This is a genomic window from Methylobacterium sp. DB0501, assembly GCF_011043735.1.
GTDB lineage: Bacteria > Pseudomonadota > Alphaproteobacteria > Rhizobiales > Beijerinckiaceae > Methylobacterium > Methylobacterium alsaeris.
Genome location: NZ_JAAKGV010000001.1, coordinates 721,235 through 737,849, shown reverse-complemented (window position 1 = coordinate 737,849; position 16,615 = coordinate 721,235). Strand labels below are relative to the sequence as shown.

At 70.8% G+C, this 16,615-nt stretch carries 15 protein-coding genes; 9 read left to right on the top strand and 6 right to left on the bottom strand.

Annotated elements, in window-relative coordinates:
• Positions 1–122 precede the first annotated feature (122 nt).
• From msrB to G4G93_RS03445, 3 genes are all read right to left on the bottom strand, one after another.
• Positions 123–533, bottom strand: a complete 411-nt coding sequence (gene msrB, locus G4G93_RS03455) for a peptide-methionine (R)-S-oxide reductase MsrB (RefSeq protein WP_165081170.1) — start codon at positions 531–533, stop codon at positions 123–125.
• Between the two features lie 91 nt (positions 534–624).
• Positions 625–1,785: a YihY/virulence factor BrkB family protein gene (locus G4G93_RS03450; RefSeq protein WP_165081168.1), complete on the bottom strand. Its 1,161-nt coding sequence runs from the start codon at positions 1,783–1,785 to the stop codon at positions 625–627.
• 129 nt (positions 1,786–1,914) lie between these two features.
• A complete protein-coding gene (locus tag G4G93_RS03445) occupies positions 1,915–2,571 on the bottom strand; it encodes a GntR family transcriptional regulator (protein ID WP_165081166.1) in 657 nt (218 codons plus the stop codon).
• A gap of 205 nt (positions 2,572–2,776) precedes the next feature.
• Between G4G93_RS03445 and dctP the strand changes: the two genes are divergently transcribed.
• From dctP to G4G93_RS03415, 6 genes are all read left to right on the top strand, one after another.
• Positions 2,777–3,814, top strand: a complete 1,038-nt coding sequence (dctP, locus tag G4G93_RS03440) for a TRAP transporter substrate-binding protein DctP (protein ID WP_165081164.1) — start codon at positions 2,777–2,779, stop codon at positions 3,812–3,814.
• Entirely contained in the window at positions 3,811–4,449 is a 639-nt protein-coding gene (locus G4G93_RS03435; protein WP_165081162.1) for a TRAP transporter small permease, read from the top strand. The genes dctP and G4G93_RS03435 overlap by 4 nt, the downstream gene beginning before the upstream one ends.
• Complete coding sequence (locus G4G93_RS03430; protein WP_165081160.1) at positions 4,446–5,798, top strand: TRAP transporter large permease; 1,353 nt, start codon at positions 4,446–4,448, stop codon at positions 5,796–5,798. Before G4G93_RS03435 ends, G4G93_RS03430 begins: the two co-directional genes overlap by 4 nt.
• 160 nt (positions 5,799–5,958) lie before the next feature.
• A complete protein-coding gene (locus G4G93_RS03425; RefSeq protein WP_165081358.1) occupies positions 5,959–7,365 on the top strand; it encodes a malonyl-CoA decarboxylase in 1,407 nt (468 codons plus the stop codon).
• Between the two features lie 93 nt (positions 7,366–7,458).
• Positions 7,459–8,982 carry a malonate--CoA ligase gene (locus tag G4G93_RS03420; RefSeq protein ID WP_165081158.1) on the top strand — a complete coding sequence of 508 codons (1,524 nt, stop codon included), beginning with the start codon at positions 7,459–7,461 and terminating at the stop codon, positions 8,980–8,982.
• 170 nt (positions 8,983–9,152) lie between these two features.
• Positions 9,153–10,016 carry a PhzF family phenazine biosynthesis protein gene (locus tag G4G93_RS03415; protein ID WP_165081156.1) on the top strand — a complete coding sequence of 288 codons (864 nt, stop codon included), beginning with the start codon at positions 9,153–9,155 and terminating at the stop codon, positions 10,014–10,016.
• On the opposite strand, the gene G4G93_RS03410 is transcribed toward G4G93_RS03415, so the two are convergent.
• A complete protein-coding gene (locus tag G4G93_RS03410; protein ID WP_165081154.1) occupies positions 10,004–11,113 on the bottom strand; it encodes a branched-chain amino acid ABC transporter substrate-binding protein in 1,110 nt (369 codons plus the stop codon). The two genes, G4G93_RS03415 and G4G93_RS03410, sit on opposite strands and share 13 nt — an antisense overlap.
• A 244-nt stretch (positions 11,114–11,357) precedes the next feature.
• Here G4G93_RS03410 and G4G93_RS03405 point away from each other — a divergent pair, with 244 nt between their 5' ends.
• Positions 11,358–12,326 carry a D-2-hydroxyacid dehydrogenase family protein gene (locus G4G93_RS03405; protein ID WP_165081152.1) on the top strand — a complete coding sequence of 323 codons (969 nt, stop codon included), beginning with the start codon at positions 11,358–11,360 and terminating at the stop codon, positions 12,324–12,326.
• A 33-nt stretch (positions 12,327–12,359) separates the two neighbouring features.
• On the opposite strand, the gene G4G93_RS03400 is transcribed toward G4G93_RS03405, so the two are convergent.
• Positions 12,360–13,529, bottom strand: coding sequence for a polysaccharide biosynthesis/export family protein (locus G4G93_RS03400; protein WP_165081150.1), 1,170 nt, complete (start codon positions 13,527–13,529; stop codon positions 12,360–12,362).
• Between the two features lie 226 nt (positions 13,530–13,755).
• Here G4G93_RS03400 and G4G93_RS03395 point away from each other — a divergent pair, with 226 nt between their 5' ends.
• Positions 13,756–15,018 (top strand): alpha/beta hydrolase, encoded by a 1,263-nt coding sequence (locus G4G93_RS03395; protein WP_165081148.1) that lies wholly within the window; start codon positions 13,756–13,758, stop codon positions 15,016–15,018.
• A 38-nt stretch (positions 15,019–15,056) separates the two neighbouring features.
• Positions 15,057–15,854, top strand: a complete 798-nt coding sequence (locus G4G93_RS03390) for a Cof-type HAD-IIB family hydrolase (RefSeq protein ID WP_165081145.1) — start codon at positions 15,057–15,059, stop codon at positions 15,852–15,854.
• A gap of 319 nt (positions 15,855–16,173) precedes the next feature.
• Here the strand turns inward: G4G93_RS03390 and G4G93_RS03385 are convergent, their stop codons facing one another.
• The gene (locus tag G4G93_RS03385; protein ID WP_165081143.1) at positions 16,174–16,584 is read right to left on the bottom strand and encodes a hypothetical protein; all 411 of its coding nucleotides are present in this window, start codon (positions 16,582–16,584) and stop codon (positions 16,174–16,176) included.
• Positions 16,585–16,615 lie beyond the last annotated feature (31 nt).

Here is a 16,615-nt window from a genome sequence, read left to right as displayed (position 1 = left end):
GTTGGGCCGCCCACGCCCTCCACGGACATCACGGGGCCGCGACGCGAGCCCCGCGATGTCGTGGAGGGCCACGGCGTGGAGGGTAGAGGGCGCCGACGACGGTCGGGGCCGCCTGTGCCGCCTCACCCCTCCGGCTCGAACGCCATCGCCCCGCCATTCATGCAGTACCGCAGCCCGGTCGGCGCCGGCCCGTCGTCGAACACGTGGCCGAGATGGCCGTGGCAGCGGGCGCAATGCACCTCGGTGCGGGTCATGAAGAACGAGCGATCGGTCTGGGTCTCCACCGCACCGTCGAGCGGGGCATAGAAGCTCGGCCAGCCGGTGCCGGATTCGAACTTGGTGCCGGAGGCGAACAGCGGCTGCCCGCAGCCGGCGCAGACGAAGGTGCCGGCGCGCTTCTCGTGGTTGAGCGGGCTGGTGCCGGCCCGCTCGGTGCCGTGCTCCCGCAGGATGCGGTACTGCTCGGGCGTCAGGGCCCGGCGCCACTCCGCCTCGGTGCGGGCCTCGGCGATGCCGATCTCGTTCACGGCCATCGCGGTCTCTCCTCGTCACGTCCGTAACCGTCGAGGCCTCAAGATGGTGGTGCGCACCCCATCCCGCGAGATGGTGCGGCGCGGTAACGCTTCAGGCCGGCGCCCCGACCGTGTCGGCCATCCTGGCCCGGCGGGCGCCCATCGGCTCCTCCGGCCCGGTGGTGGTGTCGCGGGCGGTCTGATGCTCGAGTTCGGCGTTGATCTCGCCGCCGAGCAGCACGATCGTCGACGAGATCCAGATCCAGGTCATGAAGCCGATCGCGGCGCCAAGCGAGCCGTAGGTCTCGTTGTAGCTGCCGAAATGCGCGACGTACCAGGAGAAGCCGATCGAGGCGACGAGCCACACCACCCCGGCGGCGAGGCTGCCGGGCGTGACCCAGCGCCAGCGCGGCAGGTCGCGGCTCGGGCCGTAGCGGTAGAGGAGCGCGAGTGCGAAGAGCAGTACGGCGAGCAGGGCCGGCCAGCGCAGGAGCGCGATGTACCAGGCCGTCGGGCTGATCCGGATGCCGAAATAGCCCAAGAAGTTCAGCGCCACCGGCAGCACCACGATGCAGCCGAGGGCCACGATGACGAAGGCCAGCGCGCCGAAGGTGAAGGTGAGCGAGCGCAGGTTGAGCTGGAGGAAGCTGCGCTTCTCCTCCTCCTCGTAGACGATGTTGAGCGCGTCGAACATCGCCTTCATGCCGGCATTGGCGCTCCACAACGAGATCGCGAGGCTGGTGAAGAAGGTGATGCCGAGCGTGGTGCCGCCCTTGGCGGTGATGCGCTTGACCTGGTCGCCGATGATCTCCAGCGCGCCGTTGGGCAGCACGCCCTGGAGCAGCGAGAGGTGGTCGTTGATCGTGCTCGGGTCGGTGAACAGCCCGTAGAGCGAGACGAGGGCCGCCACCGCCGGGAAGAGGGCGAGCAGGGTGTAGAACGTGACGCCCGCCGCCACCGACAGCACCCGGTCCTTCTGGAATTCGAGGTAGACGCGGTAGAGGATGTCCTTCCAGCCCTTGGCGGAGATCTCGGTCGGCGTCTCGGCCTTGCGCCCGCGATCTTCCTCCGTGTCGGCCACCCATTGGGCCGGACGCCCGGAATACGACTTGGCGCCGCCGCCGAGATGCCGGGTCGGGTCGGGCGCAGCGTCCTGCACGCCGTCGGGCCGGCGCGCGGTGACGAGGCGCACCAGGGCGAGGCCGAGGAAGACGGTCCACAGGGTCGAGGTCACGCCGGACGAGGCGAGACCGGAGCGGGGTTCGGGCGGCATCACGGCACCGGAAGCAGGAGGATCGCGGCGGGCGCCCGCAAGCGTAGGCGCTCGGGATCACAACGTGGCGTCCCGGGGGTCGTTCCGCTTCAAAGAAAGCGCCGTAGGGTCAAGGGGTTGACCTGAAGGTCAGGCCGCCGCGCTGCCGCCCGGCAGGCTGCGGATCAGCTCCGAGAACCGGTCGCCCTGGACCAGCACGTGGGCGCGCAGGCGCTCGCCGGCCAGCGCCTCGTCCCCGGCCAGGATCGCCTCGACCGCGCCCTCGTGCTCGGCGAGGGACTGGCGCAGTCGGTTGCGGCCGCGCAGCTGGATGCGCCGGAACGGCGCCAAGCGCCGGCTCAGGCTCACCGCCTGCTCGCACAGGAACCCGTTGCGCGAGGCCCGGTAGATCACCGCGTGGAAGACCGCGTTCTCGGCGTAGTAGACCTCGGTGTCGCCCGTCGCGGCGGCCGCCCGGCAGGCATCGAGGGCCGCGACGAGGTCGCGCTGGTGCTCGTCCGTCAGGCGCCGTGCGGCGAGGCGCCCGCAGGCTGCCTCCAGCTCCGCCATGGTCTCGAACATCTCTAGCAGCCGACCGGCCTCGGGCGTGCTCACCACGGCGCCGCGGCGCGGCTTGACCTCGATCAGGCCGGTGACGGCGAGTTGCAGCAGCGCCTCGCGGATCGGCGTGCGAGAGACCCCGAACCGGGAGGCGAGCTGGACCTCGTCGAGCCGGTCGCCGGGCCGCAGGATCCCGTCCACGATCTCGTCCTCGATCGTCCGCCGCAGCCGCTGGGCATGGCTCATGACGCGTGACTCTCGAAGCGTGACTGGCCGGAGGCGTGACGATCGGCGGATACCGGCATCCACCATCGGTGAGTATGCACGCGGATTGACAAAATATACAAGATCGGCGTCTTCTGAGTGTATGAGGCGGAGGGGCAGCAACCTGACCTTGCGTCGCCTTCGAGAGGCGCGGACCACGAGCCGCGCTCCATCCAGAGGAAACGCCATGGCCTTCCCCCGCCGCTCCCGCTTGAGCCGTCGTTCCCTTTTGGCCGCCGGCCTGGCGGCCCCCGCGCTGATCGGCCTCGGGCGCGCCGCGCAGGCCGCCACGACCCTGAAGCTCTCGCACCAGTTCCCGGGCGGCACCATCGACGAGGGCGATTTTCGCGACCGGATGTGCCGCAAGTTCGCGGCCGCCGTGAAGGAGCGCTCGAAGGGGGCGATCGAGGTCCAGGTCTATCCCGGCTCGTCGCTGATGAAGACCAACGCCCAGTTCAGCGCGATGCGGAAAGGGGCCCTCGACATGAGCCTCTACCCGCTGCCCTACGCCGGCGGCGAGGTGCCGGAGACCAATATCGGGCTGATGCCCGCGCTGGTGACGTCCTACCCGCAGGCCATGGCCTGGAAGTCGGCCCCCGTCGGCCGCAAGCTCACCGAGATCCTGCTGTCGAAGAACATCGTGCTGGTCTCCTGGGTCTGGCAGGCCGGGGGCGTGGCCAGCCGCGAGCGGCCGCTGGTGCGGCCGGAGGATGCCAAGGGCCTGAAGGTCCGCGGCGGCTCGCGCGAGATGGACCTGATGATGAAGGCCGCCGGCGCCGCGACGCTCAGCCTGCCCTCGAACGAATCCTACGCCGCGATGCAGACCGGCGCCTGCGACGCGGTCATCACCTCCTCGACCAGCCTGATCTCGTTCCGGCTCGAGGAGCTGGCGAAGTCCCTCACCTCGGGCCGCGGCCGCTCGTACTGGTTCATGCTCGAGCCGATCATGATGTCGAAGGGCGTCTTCGACGGCCTGACCAAGGACCAGCGCGACCTGATCATGACCGTCGGGGCCGAGCTCGAATCCTTCGGCCAGGAGGGCGCGCAAGCCGACGACACCCGGGTCGAGCAGATCTTCGGCAAGGCCGGCGCGAAGGTCGAGACCCTCGACGAGGCGACCCTGGGCCGCTGGCGCGACATCGCCCGCGACTCCGCCTGGAAGGACTACGCGGCCAAGTCCTCGTCCTGCGCCGAGATGCTGAAGCTCGCGGAGGCGGTCGCGTGAGCCACGCCTTCGACGCGGCCTCCGCCGCCGCGGAACCGGAGCGCGCCGGCGCGCGCACCCGCCTGCCCGGGCCGCTCGCGGCGATCGAGGCCGCGATGGGCGGCCTCAACCGGCTGATCCTGCTCATGGGCGGCATCGCCCTCGTCGCCGCCTGCCTGGTGCTGAGCTACAGCGTCGTCATCCGCTACATCCTGAAGGTCCCGACCGAGTGGCAGGACGAGACGGCGGTGTTCCTCATCGTCGGCGCCACCTTCCTGTCGGCGGCGGGCGTCCAGGCCCGTCGCGGCCACGTCGCCATCGAGGCGCTGACCGGGCTGCTGTCGCCGCGGGCGAACCGCATCCGCCTGATCGTTGCCGACGTGGTCAGCTTCGGCTTCGTGGCGTTCTTCGCCTGGAAGAGCTGGACGCTCCTGCACGAGGCCTGGGTCGACGGCCAGATCTCGCAATCGACCTGGGGCCCGCCACTCTGGATTCCCTACTCGCTGATGGCGATCGGCATGACGCTGCTGGCCCTGCAATTCCTGCTCCAGATCGCCGAGGCGATCGCCCGCGGCCCGGAGGCCGCCGGCTTCGCCGATCAAAAGATCGGTCTCGGGGCCGATCTGAACGCCCCTCCAGGAGGACCCGCCCGATGAGCACCGCGATCATCGGCACGCTCTATGCGGGCGCTACCTTGAGCGCCATGCTCGCCGGCATCCCGATCGCCTTCGCGCTCGGCGCGGTGGCGCTGGTCTTCATGCTGGCCTTCATGCCCGGCGCCTCCCTCGATACCGTGGCGCAGAACGTCTACGAGGAGATGGCCTCGATCACGCTGCTGTCGATCCCGCTTTTCATCCTGAAGGGCGCGGCGATCGGCCGGTCGAAGGCGGGCCAGGACCTCTACTCGGCGATGCATGCCTGGATGCACAAGATCCCGGGGGGTCTCGGCATCGCCAACGTCTTCGCCTGCGCGCTGTTTGCCGCGATGGCGGGATCGAGCCCGGCGACCTGCTCGGCGATCGGCTCGGCCGGCATCCCGGAGATGCGCCGGCGCGGCTACTCGGGCGGTTTCGCCGCCGGCATCATCGCGGCGGGCGGGACGCTCGGCATCCTCCTGCCGCCCTCGATCACCATGATCCTCTACGCGGTGGCGGCCGAGCAGTCGCTCGGGCGGCTCTTCCTCGCCGGCATCGGCCCGGGGCTGCTGCTGGTCCTGCTCTTCGCCGGTTACGCCGCCTGGCGCTTCCGGCGCGAATTCGCCATGGCGCGCGCCGCCGCCGTCGCCGGCGGGCCGGCGCACCCGATCCTGGCGGAAGACCGCTACTCGATGGCGGAGCGCTTCTCGACCCTGCCGCGGGTGCTGCCCTTCGTGGTCCTGCTCACCGGCGTGATGGTGGCGCTCTACGGCGGCTACGCCACGCCCTCCGAGACCGCCGGCCTCGGCGGCCTGCTGGCGCTGGCGCTGATCGCGGCGATCTACGGCGTGTGGCGGGGGAAGGACGTGAGCCCGATCCTGACCGCGACGCTTCGCGAATCCACCATGCTGATGCTGATCATCGGCATGTCGCTGCTCTACGCCTACGTGATGAGCTACCTCCACATCTCGCAGGCGGCCGCCGCCGCGATCGTGGAGATGCACCTCTCGCCGTGGCTGCTGCTCCTCACCATCCTGCTGCTGGTCGTGGGCCTCGGCTTCTTCCTGCCGCCGGTCTCGATCATCCTGATGACCGCGCCGATCATCCTGCCGCCGCTGAAGGATGCCGGGTTCGACCTGGTCTGGTTCGGCGTCGTCATGACGATCACCATGGAGATGGGGCTGATCCACCCTCCGGTCGGCCTCAACATCTTCGTCATCAAGAACATCGCCCCGGACATCCCGCTCTCCGACATCATCTGGGGCACCCTCCCCTTCGTGATCCTGATGGCGGTCGCGATCCTCGTCCTCTGCGTCGCCCCCGGCATCGCCCTGTGGCTGCCGGATCTGCTCTTGCCCTCGACCAAGTAAAGGCGCCACCATGGCCCGGACGGCCCCCGACCGCGACGCGCGACGGCGCCGCCCCTCCCTCTCCGCTGCCCCGGCGGAGCCCTATCTATCGAAGGCCGGAGCCGTCCCCGATCCGCGGGGGCGGTCCGCCATCAAGCAGAGCGACAGCGAGCAGGGCTCCATGGCGGCGATCTCGTTCCTCGGCGACCTCCTCCAGAGCATCTCGGACCGGGGCCGCGGGCTGATCGCCTTCGGCCGCGGCGACCTCGCCAAGGCGAGCGTCGCCGAGGTGGTGAAGCTCGCCGAGGACCTGATCTCCCGGCGCGGCGAGGCCTCTGGGGTCGCGCTCGCCCGCATCATCCTCGACCGCTACGAGAGCTTCTCGCGCGCCGACCGGCACGACTTCCTGCGCCGCATCGCCCTCGATTTCGGGGCCGACCACGCGGCGGTCGCGAGCGCCATCGCGGCCTACGGCAAGGCGCCGTCGCGGGCCGCCCTCGGCCGCCTGCACGAGGCGGCCGAGCCGCGCTCGCAGGAACTGATCCGCCGCCTCAACCTCGCCCGCGACGGCACGATCGCGCTCGTGCGGATGCGCGAGGACCTGTTCTCCCTGCGCGACGCCGCCCGCCAGGCCGACAAGCCGGACGCGTCGCTGGTCGAGGCGATCGACAGCCTCGATTCGGATTTCGAGCACCTGTTCGCCTCGTGGTTCAACCGCGGCTTCCTGGTCTTGCGCCGGATCGACTGGACCACCCCGGCCCATATCCTGGAAAAGATCATCCGCTACGAGGCGGTGCACGCGATCTCCGGCTGGGACGACCTGCGCCGGCGCATCGAGCCGCCGGACCGGCGCTGCTTCGCCTTCTTCCATCCGGCGCTCCTCGACGAGCCCCTGATCTTCGTCGAGGTGGCGCTGACCACCGGCATTGCCGCGGCGATCGCCCCGATCCTCGCCCACGAGCGCCCGCGGACCGACACGAGCGAGGCGACGACCGCGATCTTCTACTCGATCTCGAACTGCCAGAAGGGCCTGGCCGGCATCACCTTCGGCAACTTCCTGATCAAGCAGGTGGTGGAGGACCTGTGCCGCGAGATGCCGGGGCTGAAGACCTTCGTGACGCTCTCGCCGGTGCCGACCTTCCGCACCTGGCTCGACCGCGAGCGCCGTTCGGACGCGCCGCAGGGGCTGACGCGCGAGGATGTCGAGACCCTGCGCCTCCTCGACCAGCCCGACTGGCACGCCGACAAGGCCAAGGCCGACGCGGTGAAGAAGGCCCTGCTGCCGGCCGCCGCCTACTACTTCCTGCGGGCCAAGACCCCGCGCGGCAAGCCGGTCGACCCGGTGGCGCGGTTCCACCTCGGCAACGGCGCCCGGCTGGAGCGGCTGAACTTCCTCGGCGACGTCTCGCCGAAGGGCCTGTCGCAGGGCTACGGGCTGATGGTGAACTACCTCTACGACCTCGCGGCGATCGAGAAGAACCACGAGACCTACGCCAATCTCGGCACCGTCTCGGCCTCGCTCACGGTCAACCGCGAACTGCGCCAGAACCTGCCGCCGGCGCGGTCGGTGGCGCTGGCGGAGGCGTGAGCCTTCACCCTCTCCCGTTCGGGAAAGGGGATCCCGCGATCTTCGATCAGTCGGCGCGATCCCGTCGTCGCCGGTCTCCGAGAGCATAAGTCCATGTCCAACCACTTCTCCGACATCGTCCGCTCCCGCCTTCCCGCCGACCCGGCGGCCAAGGTCTTCCTCGAAACCCCCGAGGGCCTGCGCTGGAGCTATGCCGACCTGATCGCCGAATCCGGCCGCTACGCCGCCGCCCTCGTCGGCCTCGGGGTCGCGCCCGGCGACCGGGTGGCGGTGCAGGTCGAGAAGAGCCCCGCGGTGATCGCGCTCTATCTCGGCTGCGTGCGGGCCGGCGCGGTGTTCCTGCCGCTCAACACCGGCTACACCCCGGCCGAGATCGCCTACTTCCTCGGCGATGCCGAGCCGGCCCTGTTCGTCTGCGATCCGGCGAAGCTCGACGCCTTGAAGCCCGTGGCCGAGCAGGCGGGCGTCAGCCAAGTCGGCACCCTCGACGCCCGGGGCGAAGGCACGATGGCGGCCGAGGCCGCGGGCCAGACCGGCGACTTCGCCGACGTCGCCCGCAGTCCTGACGATCTCGCGGCGATCCTCTACACCTCGGGCACGACCGGGCGCTCGAAGGGCGCGATGCTCACTCACGACAACCTGTCGTCGAACGCCCTCACGCTCGTCGATGACTGGCGCTTCACGCCCCGGGACGTGCTGATCCACGCGCTGCCGGTGTTCCACACCCACGGCCTGTTCGTCGCCACCAACACGGTGCTGATGTCGGGCGCAGGCATGATCTTCCTGCCCAAGCTCGATCCGGCGCTGATCCTGTCGCTGATGAGCCGGGCGACCGCGCTCATGGGGGTGCCGACCTTCTACACCCGCCTGCTCAAGGAACCGGGCCTGACCCGCGAGGCGGCCGCCGGCATGCGCCTGTTCGTCTCCGGCTCCGCGCCCCTGCTCGCCGAGACCCATCGCGAGTGGCAGGAGAGGACCGGCCACGCGATCCTCGAGCGTTACGGCATGACCGAGACCAACATGAGCACCTCGAACCCCTATGACGGCGACCGGGTCGCCGGCACGGTCGGGTTCCCGCTGCCCGGCGTCTCGCTGCGGGTGGTCGATCCGGAGACCGGGCGGGCGATGGCCGCCGACCAGGTCGGGATGATCGAGGTGCGCGGCCCCAACGTGTTCAAGGGCTACTGGCGCATGCCGGAGAAGACCGCCGCGGAGTTCAAGGCCGACGGCTTCTTCATCACCGGCGACCTCGGCAAGGTGGATGAGCGCGGCTACGTCCACATCGTCGGCCGCGGCAAGGACCTGATCATCACCGGCGGCTTCAACGTCTATCCGAAGGAGGTCGAGACCGAGATCGACGGGCTGCCCGGCGTGCTCGAATCGGCGGTGATCGGGGTGCCGCACCCGGATTTCGGCGAGGGCGTCACGGCGGTGGTGGTGCCGCGCGGGGCGGAGGCGCCGAGCGAGGCGGCGATCCTGAGCGCGCTGGAGGGCCGGCTCGCCAAGTTCAAGCTGCCCAAGCGCGTGATCGTGGTCGACGAGCTGCCGCGCAACACCATGGGCAAGGTTCAGAAGAACTTGCTGCGTGAAGAGCACAAGGGTTTGTACGCGGGCTGAGCAGCCCCCCCCTTGATCACGTGGAGACCTCAAACCCTCAGTGTCATCCCGGGGCCGCGCAGCGGAACTCAGGATGACGGGGAGGTTTGACGAAATCCCAGCTGGGAAGCGGCACGGGAATCGGACAGACAGATCCATGGACGGCACCGTCCGCCGCCCGGAGCCCCATCATGACCGCCCGCTTCGCCCTGATCGACGTGTTCCACGACGGCGCCTTCACCGGCAACCCGCTCGCCGTGGTGAGCGGGGTCGAGCCCGACGCCGCGACGATGCAGGCGATGACCCGCTGGTTCAACCTGTCGGAGACGGTGTTCCTGCTGCCGCCGACCGACGGGAGCGCCGATTATCGCGCCCGCATCTTCACCCTGGCGCACGAACTGCCCTTTGCCGGCCACCCGACGCTCGGCGCCTGCCACGCCTGGATGGCCTTCGGCGGCACGCCGAGAGAGCCCGGACGGATCGTGCAGGAATGCGGTGCCGGCCTCGTGCCGATCCGGCAGGACCGGGACCGCCTCGCCTTCGCGGCGCCGAAGCTGCTGCGCGAGGGGCCGGTGGACGCGGCGACGATGCGGGAGATCGTGGCGGTGTTGCGCATCGACCCCGGGCAGGTCGTCGAGGCCCGCTGGGCCGATAACGGCCCGGGCTGGGTCGGGGTGATGCTGGCGTCAGCCGAGGCGGTGCTGGCCGTCGAGCCGCTCCGGCGGCACGAGGGCCGGATCGATATCGGCCTCGTCGGCGCCCATCCTCCCGGCGGGGAGGTGGCCTGGGAGATCCGCACCCTGTTCAGCGACGGCGCCGGCGCCCTCGTCGAGGATCCGGTGACCGGCAGCTTCAACGCGGCGGTCGCCGGCTGGCTGCGCGAGACCGGCCGCGCCGCCGGGCCTTACGTCGCCGCGCAGGGCACGAAGCTCGGGCGCCGCGGCCGGATCTTCGTCGATTACGACGGCGCCGACTGGATCGGCGGGCGCACCCTCACGGTGGCGGAGGGGACGCTCCCGGTCGATCTCGGTTCGCGCAGGCCTCAATTCGCATAGGTGAAGACGCCGTCGCGCCAGACGTAGAGCACGTAGCCCGGCGCCGTCACGTCGCCCTTCTGGTCGAAGCCGACATTGCCGAGCACCAGGTTGAAGCGCTCGGAATGCAGCGTCCCGGCGATGGCCTTCGGGTCGATGGACTTGGCGAAGTTGCCGGCCTCGACCAGCGCCTGGAGCGCGGCGTAGCCGTAGAGCGTGAAGCCGGCGGGGTCGATCCCGTCGGCCGTCAGGGCCTTCACGGCGGCGGCGGCCTCGGGCTTGCGGCGCAGGTCCGGGTTGAAGGTCATCAGCACGCCGTCGCTCGCCGGGCCGGCGAGCAGGCCGAATTCCTTGGTGGCGATGCCGGAGGTGCCGAACCATTGCGGGCGGTAGCCGGCTTCCGCGGCCTTGCGCACCAGCTTGCCCATCTCCTGGTAGTGGCCGCCGTAATAGACCACCTCGATCCCCGCCCCCTGCAGGCGCTTGATCAGCGCCGCATCGTCGGTCTGGCCCGGCACGATGGCGGAGAACAGGGTCTCGTTCTGGCCGATCTTGTTGAGGTTGGCCTTGGTCGACTCGGCGAGGTTCCGCGACAAGGGCGTGTCGTCGTACAGGATGGCGATCTTCTTGTCGCGGAAGCGCTCGGCCAGGATCGTGGCCGAGAGCCGGCCCTGGTCGTCCTCCCGTCCCGAGACCCGGAAGATCGTCGGCAGGCCGCGATCGGTCAGCCGGGCGGCGTTCGAGGCCGGGCTGATCATCACCGCGCCGGCGGCCGCGTAGACGTCGGAGGCGGCGAGCGAGGCGCTCGAGCAGACATGGCCGATCACCAGCCGCACGCCGGTGCGCACGAAGCGCTCGGCCACCGCTATCGCCTGGCCGGGGTCGCAGGCATCGTCCTGCACGTCGAGCACGATCGGCTCGCCGGCGATGCCGCCGCGGGCATTGGCGTCGCGGACGGCGGCCTGCACGCCCTGGAGCACCTGCTCGCCGATGCCGGCGATCGCCCCGGTGCGCGGCACAGCGACCCCGATGGTCACGTCGGCGCGGGCGGGGTCCGGCCCGTACAGCAGCGCTCCGATCGCCAGCCACAGGGCGGCGATGGCCCTGGTGCGCGTCATCCTCGGCGCTCCCGCATGGTTCGACCCACTCCGACCTCCGGCCTCATGTCCGGCCGCTTAGCACGGCCGTCGCCCCTTTGTCGTCCGCTTGAACCCGCGAGGGCGCCCGCTCTATCGGGCGCGAGCCCGTAGGGGCGCAAGACGGACGTGGCGCGTCAGGATGCTGCGGCGATGATAGCACGGACGCCGCGGGTGGAACGCCCATCCGACGCCGGATATTGAGGAATTCAAAGGGGATCCTTCGATGAACCAGGCTGACGGCGTCCGGGTCGCGGTGCTCGACGATTATCAGGGCGTGGCCGCCGGGCTCGCCGACTGGGCCGGCCTCGGGCCGCTCGTGGCGGTGGACTTCTTCCGCGAGCCGGTGCCGCGGGCGCAAGCCCCGTCGCGCCTCGCGCCCTACGACGTGCTCTGCCTGATGCGCGAGCGCATGCCCCTCGACGCCGCGCTGATCGCGCAGCTGCCCGCCCTCAAGCTCGTGGTGTTCACCGGGGGGCGCAATCCCTCCGTCGACGCGGCGGCGCTGACGGCCCGCGGCATCACCGTCTGCAACACCCGCAACGGCGAGGGCGGCATCGCCACCGCCGAGCTGACGGTCGCGCTGATGCTGGCCTGCGCCCGCCACCTGCCGCGGGAATTCGCCAACATGGCGGGCGGGCGCTGGCAGGAGAGCCTGGGCGAGGGGCTGGAGGGCCGCACCCTCGGGCTCGTCGGCCTCGGGCGGATCGGCGCCCGGGTGGCGGCGGTGGGCCGGGCGCTCGGCATGCGGGTGACGGCCTGGAGCCCGAACCTCACGCCGGAGCGGGCCGAGGCCGGCGGCGCGGCTCTGGCCAGCCGCGAGGCGCTGTTTTCCGAGAGCGACGTCGTCAGCCTGCACATGGTGCTGGCGCCCGCGACCCGGGGCATCGTCGGGGAGACCGAGATCGCCCGGATGCGGAAGGGCGCGATCCTGATCAACACCTCCCGCGGCCCGCTCGTCGACGAGGGGGCGCTGATCGCGGCGCTCACGCAAGGCCGGATCCGGGCCGGGCTCGACGTGTTCGACCGCGAGCCCCTGCCCGCCGACCACCCCCTGCGGAGCCTACCGAACGCCGTGCTGACGCCGCATCTCGGCTACGTCACCGACGGTACGTTCCGGATGTTCTACGAGGACACGGTCGAGGCCATCGCGGCCTGGCGGAAGGGCGCCCCGGTGCGGGTGGTGACGGCTTGAGGCGGGAGCGGGCGCCCCCGGCGCCCGCTCTCCCTACCGCACGCCGGCGTAGACCGAGGCGCCGGCCGAGACCGGGGCCGTGATGGTCGAGAAGACGCCGAGCACCTTCTGGACCTCGGTGAAGGGCGCGTTCGAGACGTAGACGAGGTCGCGGTTGCGCATCCGGAAGGCCTGGGAGACGAACAGGCTGTTGGGGTCGCGCATGTTGATCCGGTAGACCACCGGCACGAAGTTCGAGGACACGAGCGGGCTGTTCGGGCGCAGGCGGCGCACCACCGAGGCCGGCTCGAACCGGAACAGGAACACGCCGGCCGGATCCGCCTGGACGTCCGAGAGGCCGCGGGCCTTGGCGAGTGCCTGGGCCAGCGTGATGCCCTCGGCGGCGAAGGGGATCTCGGATTGCGCCCCGAGGGCGCCGATCGCCAGGAAGGTCTGGGGATCGCGCACCAGGGTGAGGGTGTCGCCCGGGCGCAGGAAGATGTTCTCGCGGGGGTTCGAGACCACGGCGGTGAGCGGCACCGTCGCGGTGGTCGAGCCGCGTGACAGCCGCACGAAGGTCTCGGAGACCGGTGCGCGCACGCCGCCGGCCCCCGCCACCACGTCGAGCAGGCGGTCGCCCTTGGTCGAGAGCGGCACGCGGGCGCCCGCCGTGACCTCGCCGGTCACCGTCACGGCGGTGCTGGTCGGCTGGACGACGGTGACGATCACCTGCGGCTCGATCGCCTTGCCGGCGAGTTCCTGCTCGATCTGGGTCTGGACGTCCTGGACGCGCCGGCCGGCGACCTGGACGCGGCCGGCATACGGGACCGTGATCGACCCGTCGCGGTTGACCACCTGGGGCGGGATGGTGGCCGATTTCGACCCGGAGGAGAACCGGTCGACCGACAGCGAGCCGGAGAACAGGCCGCCGGTGCTGGCCTCGTAGATGGTCACCGCCACGGTGTCGCCGACGCCGATCACCGGCTCGACGGAGGGGCGGCGGTCGCCGAAGGAGGCGAGCAGGCTGTCGAGCGGGCGGCCGCGCAGGGCCTCGACCACGGCGGCGTCGACGTCGATGATCTCGTAGCGGGCGAGCAGGCCCTGGTCGGTCGCCATGCCGGCGCCCTCCGCGACCGCGCTCGCCGAGGGGCCGGACGCAGGCAGGAAGCTGGAGCAGCCCGAGACCGCGAGTGCGGTGCAGAGGGCGATCGGGAATGCGCGCATCAGGGAGATTGCTCGTCCTTAGCTTGAGAGTGGTCCCTAGCCGAGTCGCGGGGGCCTGTCCGTGGCCCTCGTGTCACACTGCCTTCGGGAGCCCTCCCCCGACGCCGCCTTCCCCGCTAGACACAGGGCGGAAGGCCCCGGGGCCGTCACCGTCGTGCCGTCCAAGCACGACACTGGTTACGAAATCACGGCTTCAGGATGGCGTGACGCGGATGACAGGGCAGCGATGACCACACAGATCGGCTTCACGCCGCCCGACTTGGGCGCTCAAGCCCCCGGACCGGTGCGGCGGCGCCACGTCGTCTACCTGCCGGGCTACGATCCGGAGGCGGGCAAGCGCTACCGGGCGCTGTTCGCCCGCGAGTTCACCCGCTACGGCAAGCGCTTCGATCTCGCGACGCGCAGGATCACCCGGGCCGAGACCCGGCCCGACGGGCTGGTCCAGACCTGGACCGTCGAGGCGGGCCGCGGTGCCGGGGAGACCCACACCACCTACCAGGTGCTGCTGTGGGACGACGTGGTGCGGGCGGATTTCCGCCGGCCGCTGATCGCCTCGATGGCGCTCCTCGCCGCCGGCATGCTGCACAGCCTGGTGACCGGCAAGCTGTTCCGGCTCTACGGCCTCAACTGGAAATACGGCAACGTCATCCTCTACCCCTTCGGCATGGTGCTGATCCTGGCGGCCCTGGCCGCCCTGCTCGGGACCGGCGTCGCCCATCTGCTCGCCGGGTGGCTGCCGGGCCTCGCCGCCGGCATCGCCGGGGCGCTCGCCGGCATCGGCCTCCTCCTCGCCGCGACCCCGCTCCTCGACCGCATCTTCCTGCGCCAGCTCATCAACGACTGGGTGTTCAACTGGCAGCACAGCAACGGCTGGCGCCGGGATTACGAGGAGCGCCTGGCGCTGTTCGCCGACCACGTCGCCGGGATCGTCCGGGCCGGGGCGGTCGACGAGGTGATGATCGTCGGCCATTCCTCCGGCGGCCTCACCGCCGCCGAGGTCGCGGCCCGCGTCCTGGAACACGACCTGCCGGCAGGTCCGCGCCTGTCCCTCCTCACCCTCGGGGCCGGGCTGCCGCTCGTCACCATCAACCCGCGGGCGCGCCGGGTGCGGGCCGACGTGATGCGGCTCGTCGCGAGCGACCGGCTGGTCTGGGCCGACTACCAGGCGCCGCAGGACTGGATGAACTTCCCGGGCTTCAACCCCGCCCGCGACCTCGGCGAGGTTCCGGCCGGCCCGGTCCGCAACCCGGCGATCCGCTCGACGAAGTTCCGCGAGATCATCGATCCGGAGGTGTACCGGCGGATCTCGTTCCGGCCGTTCCGGATGCACTTCCAGTTCCTGATGGCGAACGACCTGCCGGGCGAGTACGACTTCTTCGCCCTGACGCTCGGGCCGCAGGCGCTTGGCGAGCGGGTGCTCACGCCCGAGATCGTCCCGCTACGGCCGGAGACGCCGCCCGAGCCGGTGTCCGTGCACAGAGAGATCTGAACGTGAGATCCGAGCCTGAGCTCTGAGGAGGCTGCTTCTTGTCCATCTCCCTCGTGGTCACCGACGTCGACGGCACCCTCGTCACCGGCGACAAGCAGCTGACGCCGCGGGCGATCCGCGCGGTCGAAGGCCTGCGCGCCCGCGGCATCGCCTTCACGGTGGCGTCGAGTCGCCCGCCGATCGGCCTGCGCGCCCTCGTGGCGCCGCTCGGGCTCGACCTGCCGATGGGCGCCTTCAACGGCTCGACGGTGGTGCGGCCCGACCTCACCCTCATCGACGAGACCCTGATCCCGGAGACGGCCGCCCGAACGGCCGCCGCGCGCTTCGCCGCGGAGGGGATCGGCCTCTGGGTCTTCGCCGGGGGCGCGTGGCTCCTGACGGACCCGGACGGCCCCTATACCGATCTCGAGCGCCGCACCCTCCAGGCCGAGCCCCGCGTCGTGGACGACCCGGCGCCGCATCTCGCCCGGGCGGCGAAGCTCGTCGGCGTGTCGCGCGACCATGCGCGCCTGGCTGCTCTCGAACCGCGCCTGGCCGACGAGATCGGCGAGGGCGCGGCGGTCCACCGCTCGCAGGCCTATTACCTCGACGTGACCCCGCCCCATGTCGACAAGGGCCACTTCGTCGCCCGCATTGCCGGGGAACGGGGCGTGCCGCTGACCGAGGTGGCGGTGCTCGGCGACATGGCCAACGACACGGCGATGTTTGCCCGCGCCGGCCTGTCGATCGCCATGGGCAATGCGAGCGACGCGGTGAAGCGGGCCGCGAGCCGGGTCACCGGGACGAACGAGGCGGACGGGTTCGCGGAGGCGATCGAGCGCTACGTGCTGGATTGAGCAGATTTCGCAACAGCGATTGCCGGTTTTGCGACAAACATCTGCGACACACTCAGCATCTACGCCGACGACGCGTTGGCCTGCCAACGCAAGTCTGCTTGGAGCACAGCCCGATCGCAACACGATCGGGCTGTGCTCGAGGAACTCTGAATCCTGGGGCTCACGCGGCGTGACATGTCCCGGATAGGGAAACCGGGCCTCCGCGCCATCCCGGGGCCGCACGGCGGAGCCCGGAGGGACGCCGTGGGGAGCACACGCATCGAAGCAGGCCGCGAGGCGAGCCCGTCACGGCCCTGCTTCCGACCGCTGCCCGCAGCCGTCAGTGCAGGCCCACGTGATAGCGCACCTGCTTCGCGTTCCCCAGAGGATCGACGATCTCGATCGTGAACTGATCGTCGTCGCCCGCACCGGGCGGCGCAGCGTAGATGAGCCGGGTTGCCGGAACCTTGCGCTTATTGCAGGCCGAGCGCGGATTCGTCGGAGGGAACTCGGGATATTCCGAACCCTGCTCGACCGTGATCCGCCCTTTGCCGGGCGGCTCGATCAGGTTCACGGTCCATGCGCCGACCGAGCGGCATGTCGGATCGACGGAGACGAACCACCCGATCTTCTGGGCCTGCCCGGGCTTGACCACCTTCTCGACGGTCGGAACGGGTCGCGGCCAGGCAAAGGCACTCGTCGGCGCAAGGCACACGAGCGCAGCGCCCAAGACAATCCTGTGATCGCGCATCGATCATGTCTCGCGGGACGGGTGTGCCGTC

Coding starts and splice junctions, on each gene's coding strand:
- msrB (WP_165081170.1), bottom strand. CDS start 533: ATGGCCGTGAACGAGATCGGCATCGCCGAGGCCCGCACCGAGGCGGAG.
- G4G93_RS03450 (WP_165081168.1), bottom strand. CDS start 1,785: ATGCCGCCCGAACCCCGCTCCGGTCTCGCCTCGTCCGGCGTGACCTCG.
- G4G93_RS03445 (WP_165081166.1), bottom strand. CDS start 2,571: ATGAGCCATGCCCAGCGGCTGCGGCGGACGATCGAGGACGAGATCGTG.
- dctP (WP_165081164.1), top strand. CDS start 2,777: ATGGCCTTCCCCCGCCGCTCCCGCTTGAGCCGTCGTTCCCTTTTGGCC.
- G4G93_RS03430 (WP_165081160.1), top strand. CDS start 4,446: ATGAGCACCGCGATCATCGGCACGCTCTATGCGGGCGCTACCTTGAGC.
- G4G93_RS03425 (WP_165081358.1), top strand. CDS start 5,959: ATGGCGGCGATCTCGTTCCTCGGCGACCTCCTCCAGAGCATCTCGGAC.
- G4G93_RS03420 (WP_165081158.1), top strand. CDS start 7,459: ATGTCCAACCACTTCTCCGACATCGTCCGCTCCCGCCTTCCCGCCGAC.
- G4G93_RS03415 (WP_165081156.1), top strand. CDS start 9,153: ATGACCGCCCGCTTCGCCCTGATCGACGTGTTCCACGACGGCGCCTTC.
- G4G93_RS03410 (WP_165081154.1), bottom strand. CDS start 11,113: ATGACGCGCACCAGGGCCATCGCCGCCCTGTGGCTGGCGATCGGAGCG.
- G4G93_RS03405 (WP_165081152.1), top strand. CDS start 11,358: ATGAACCAGGCTGACGGCGTCCGGGTCGCGGTGCTCGACGATTATCAG.
- G4G93_RS03400 (WP_165081150.1), bottom strand. CDS start 13,529: ATGCGCGCATTCCCGATCGCCCTCTGCACCGCACTCGCGGTCTCGGGC.
- G4G93_RS03395 (WP_165081148.1), top strand. CDS start 13,756: ATGACCACACAGATCGGCTTCACGCCGCCCGACTTGGGCGCTCAAGCC.
- G4G93_RS03385 (WP_165081143.1), bottom strand. CDS start 16,584: ATGCGCGATCACAGGATTGTCTTGGGCGCTGCGCTCGTGTGCCTTGCG.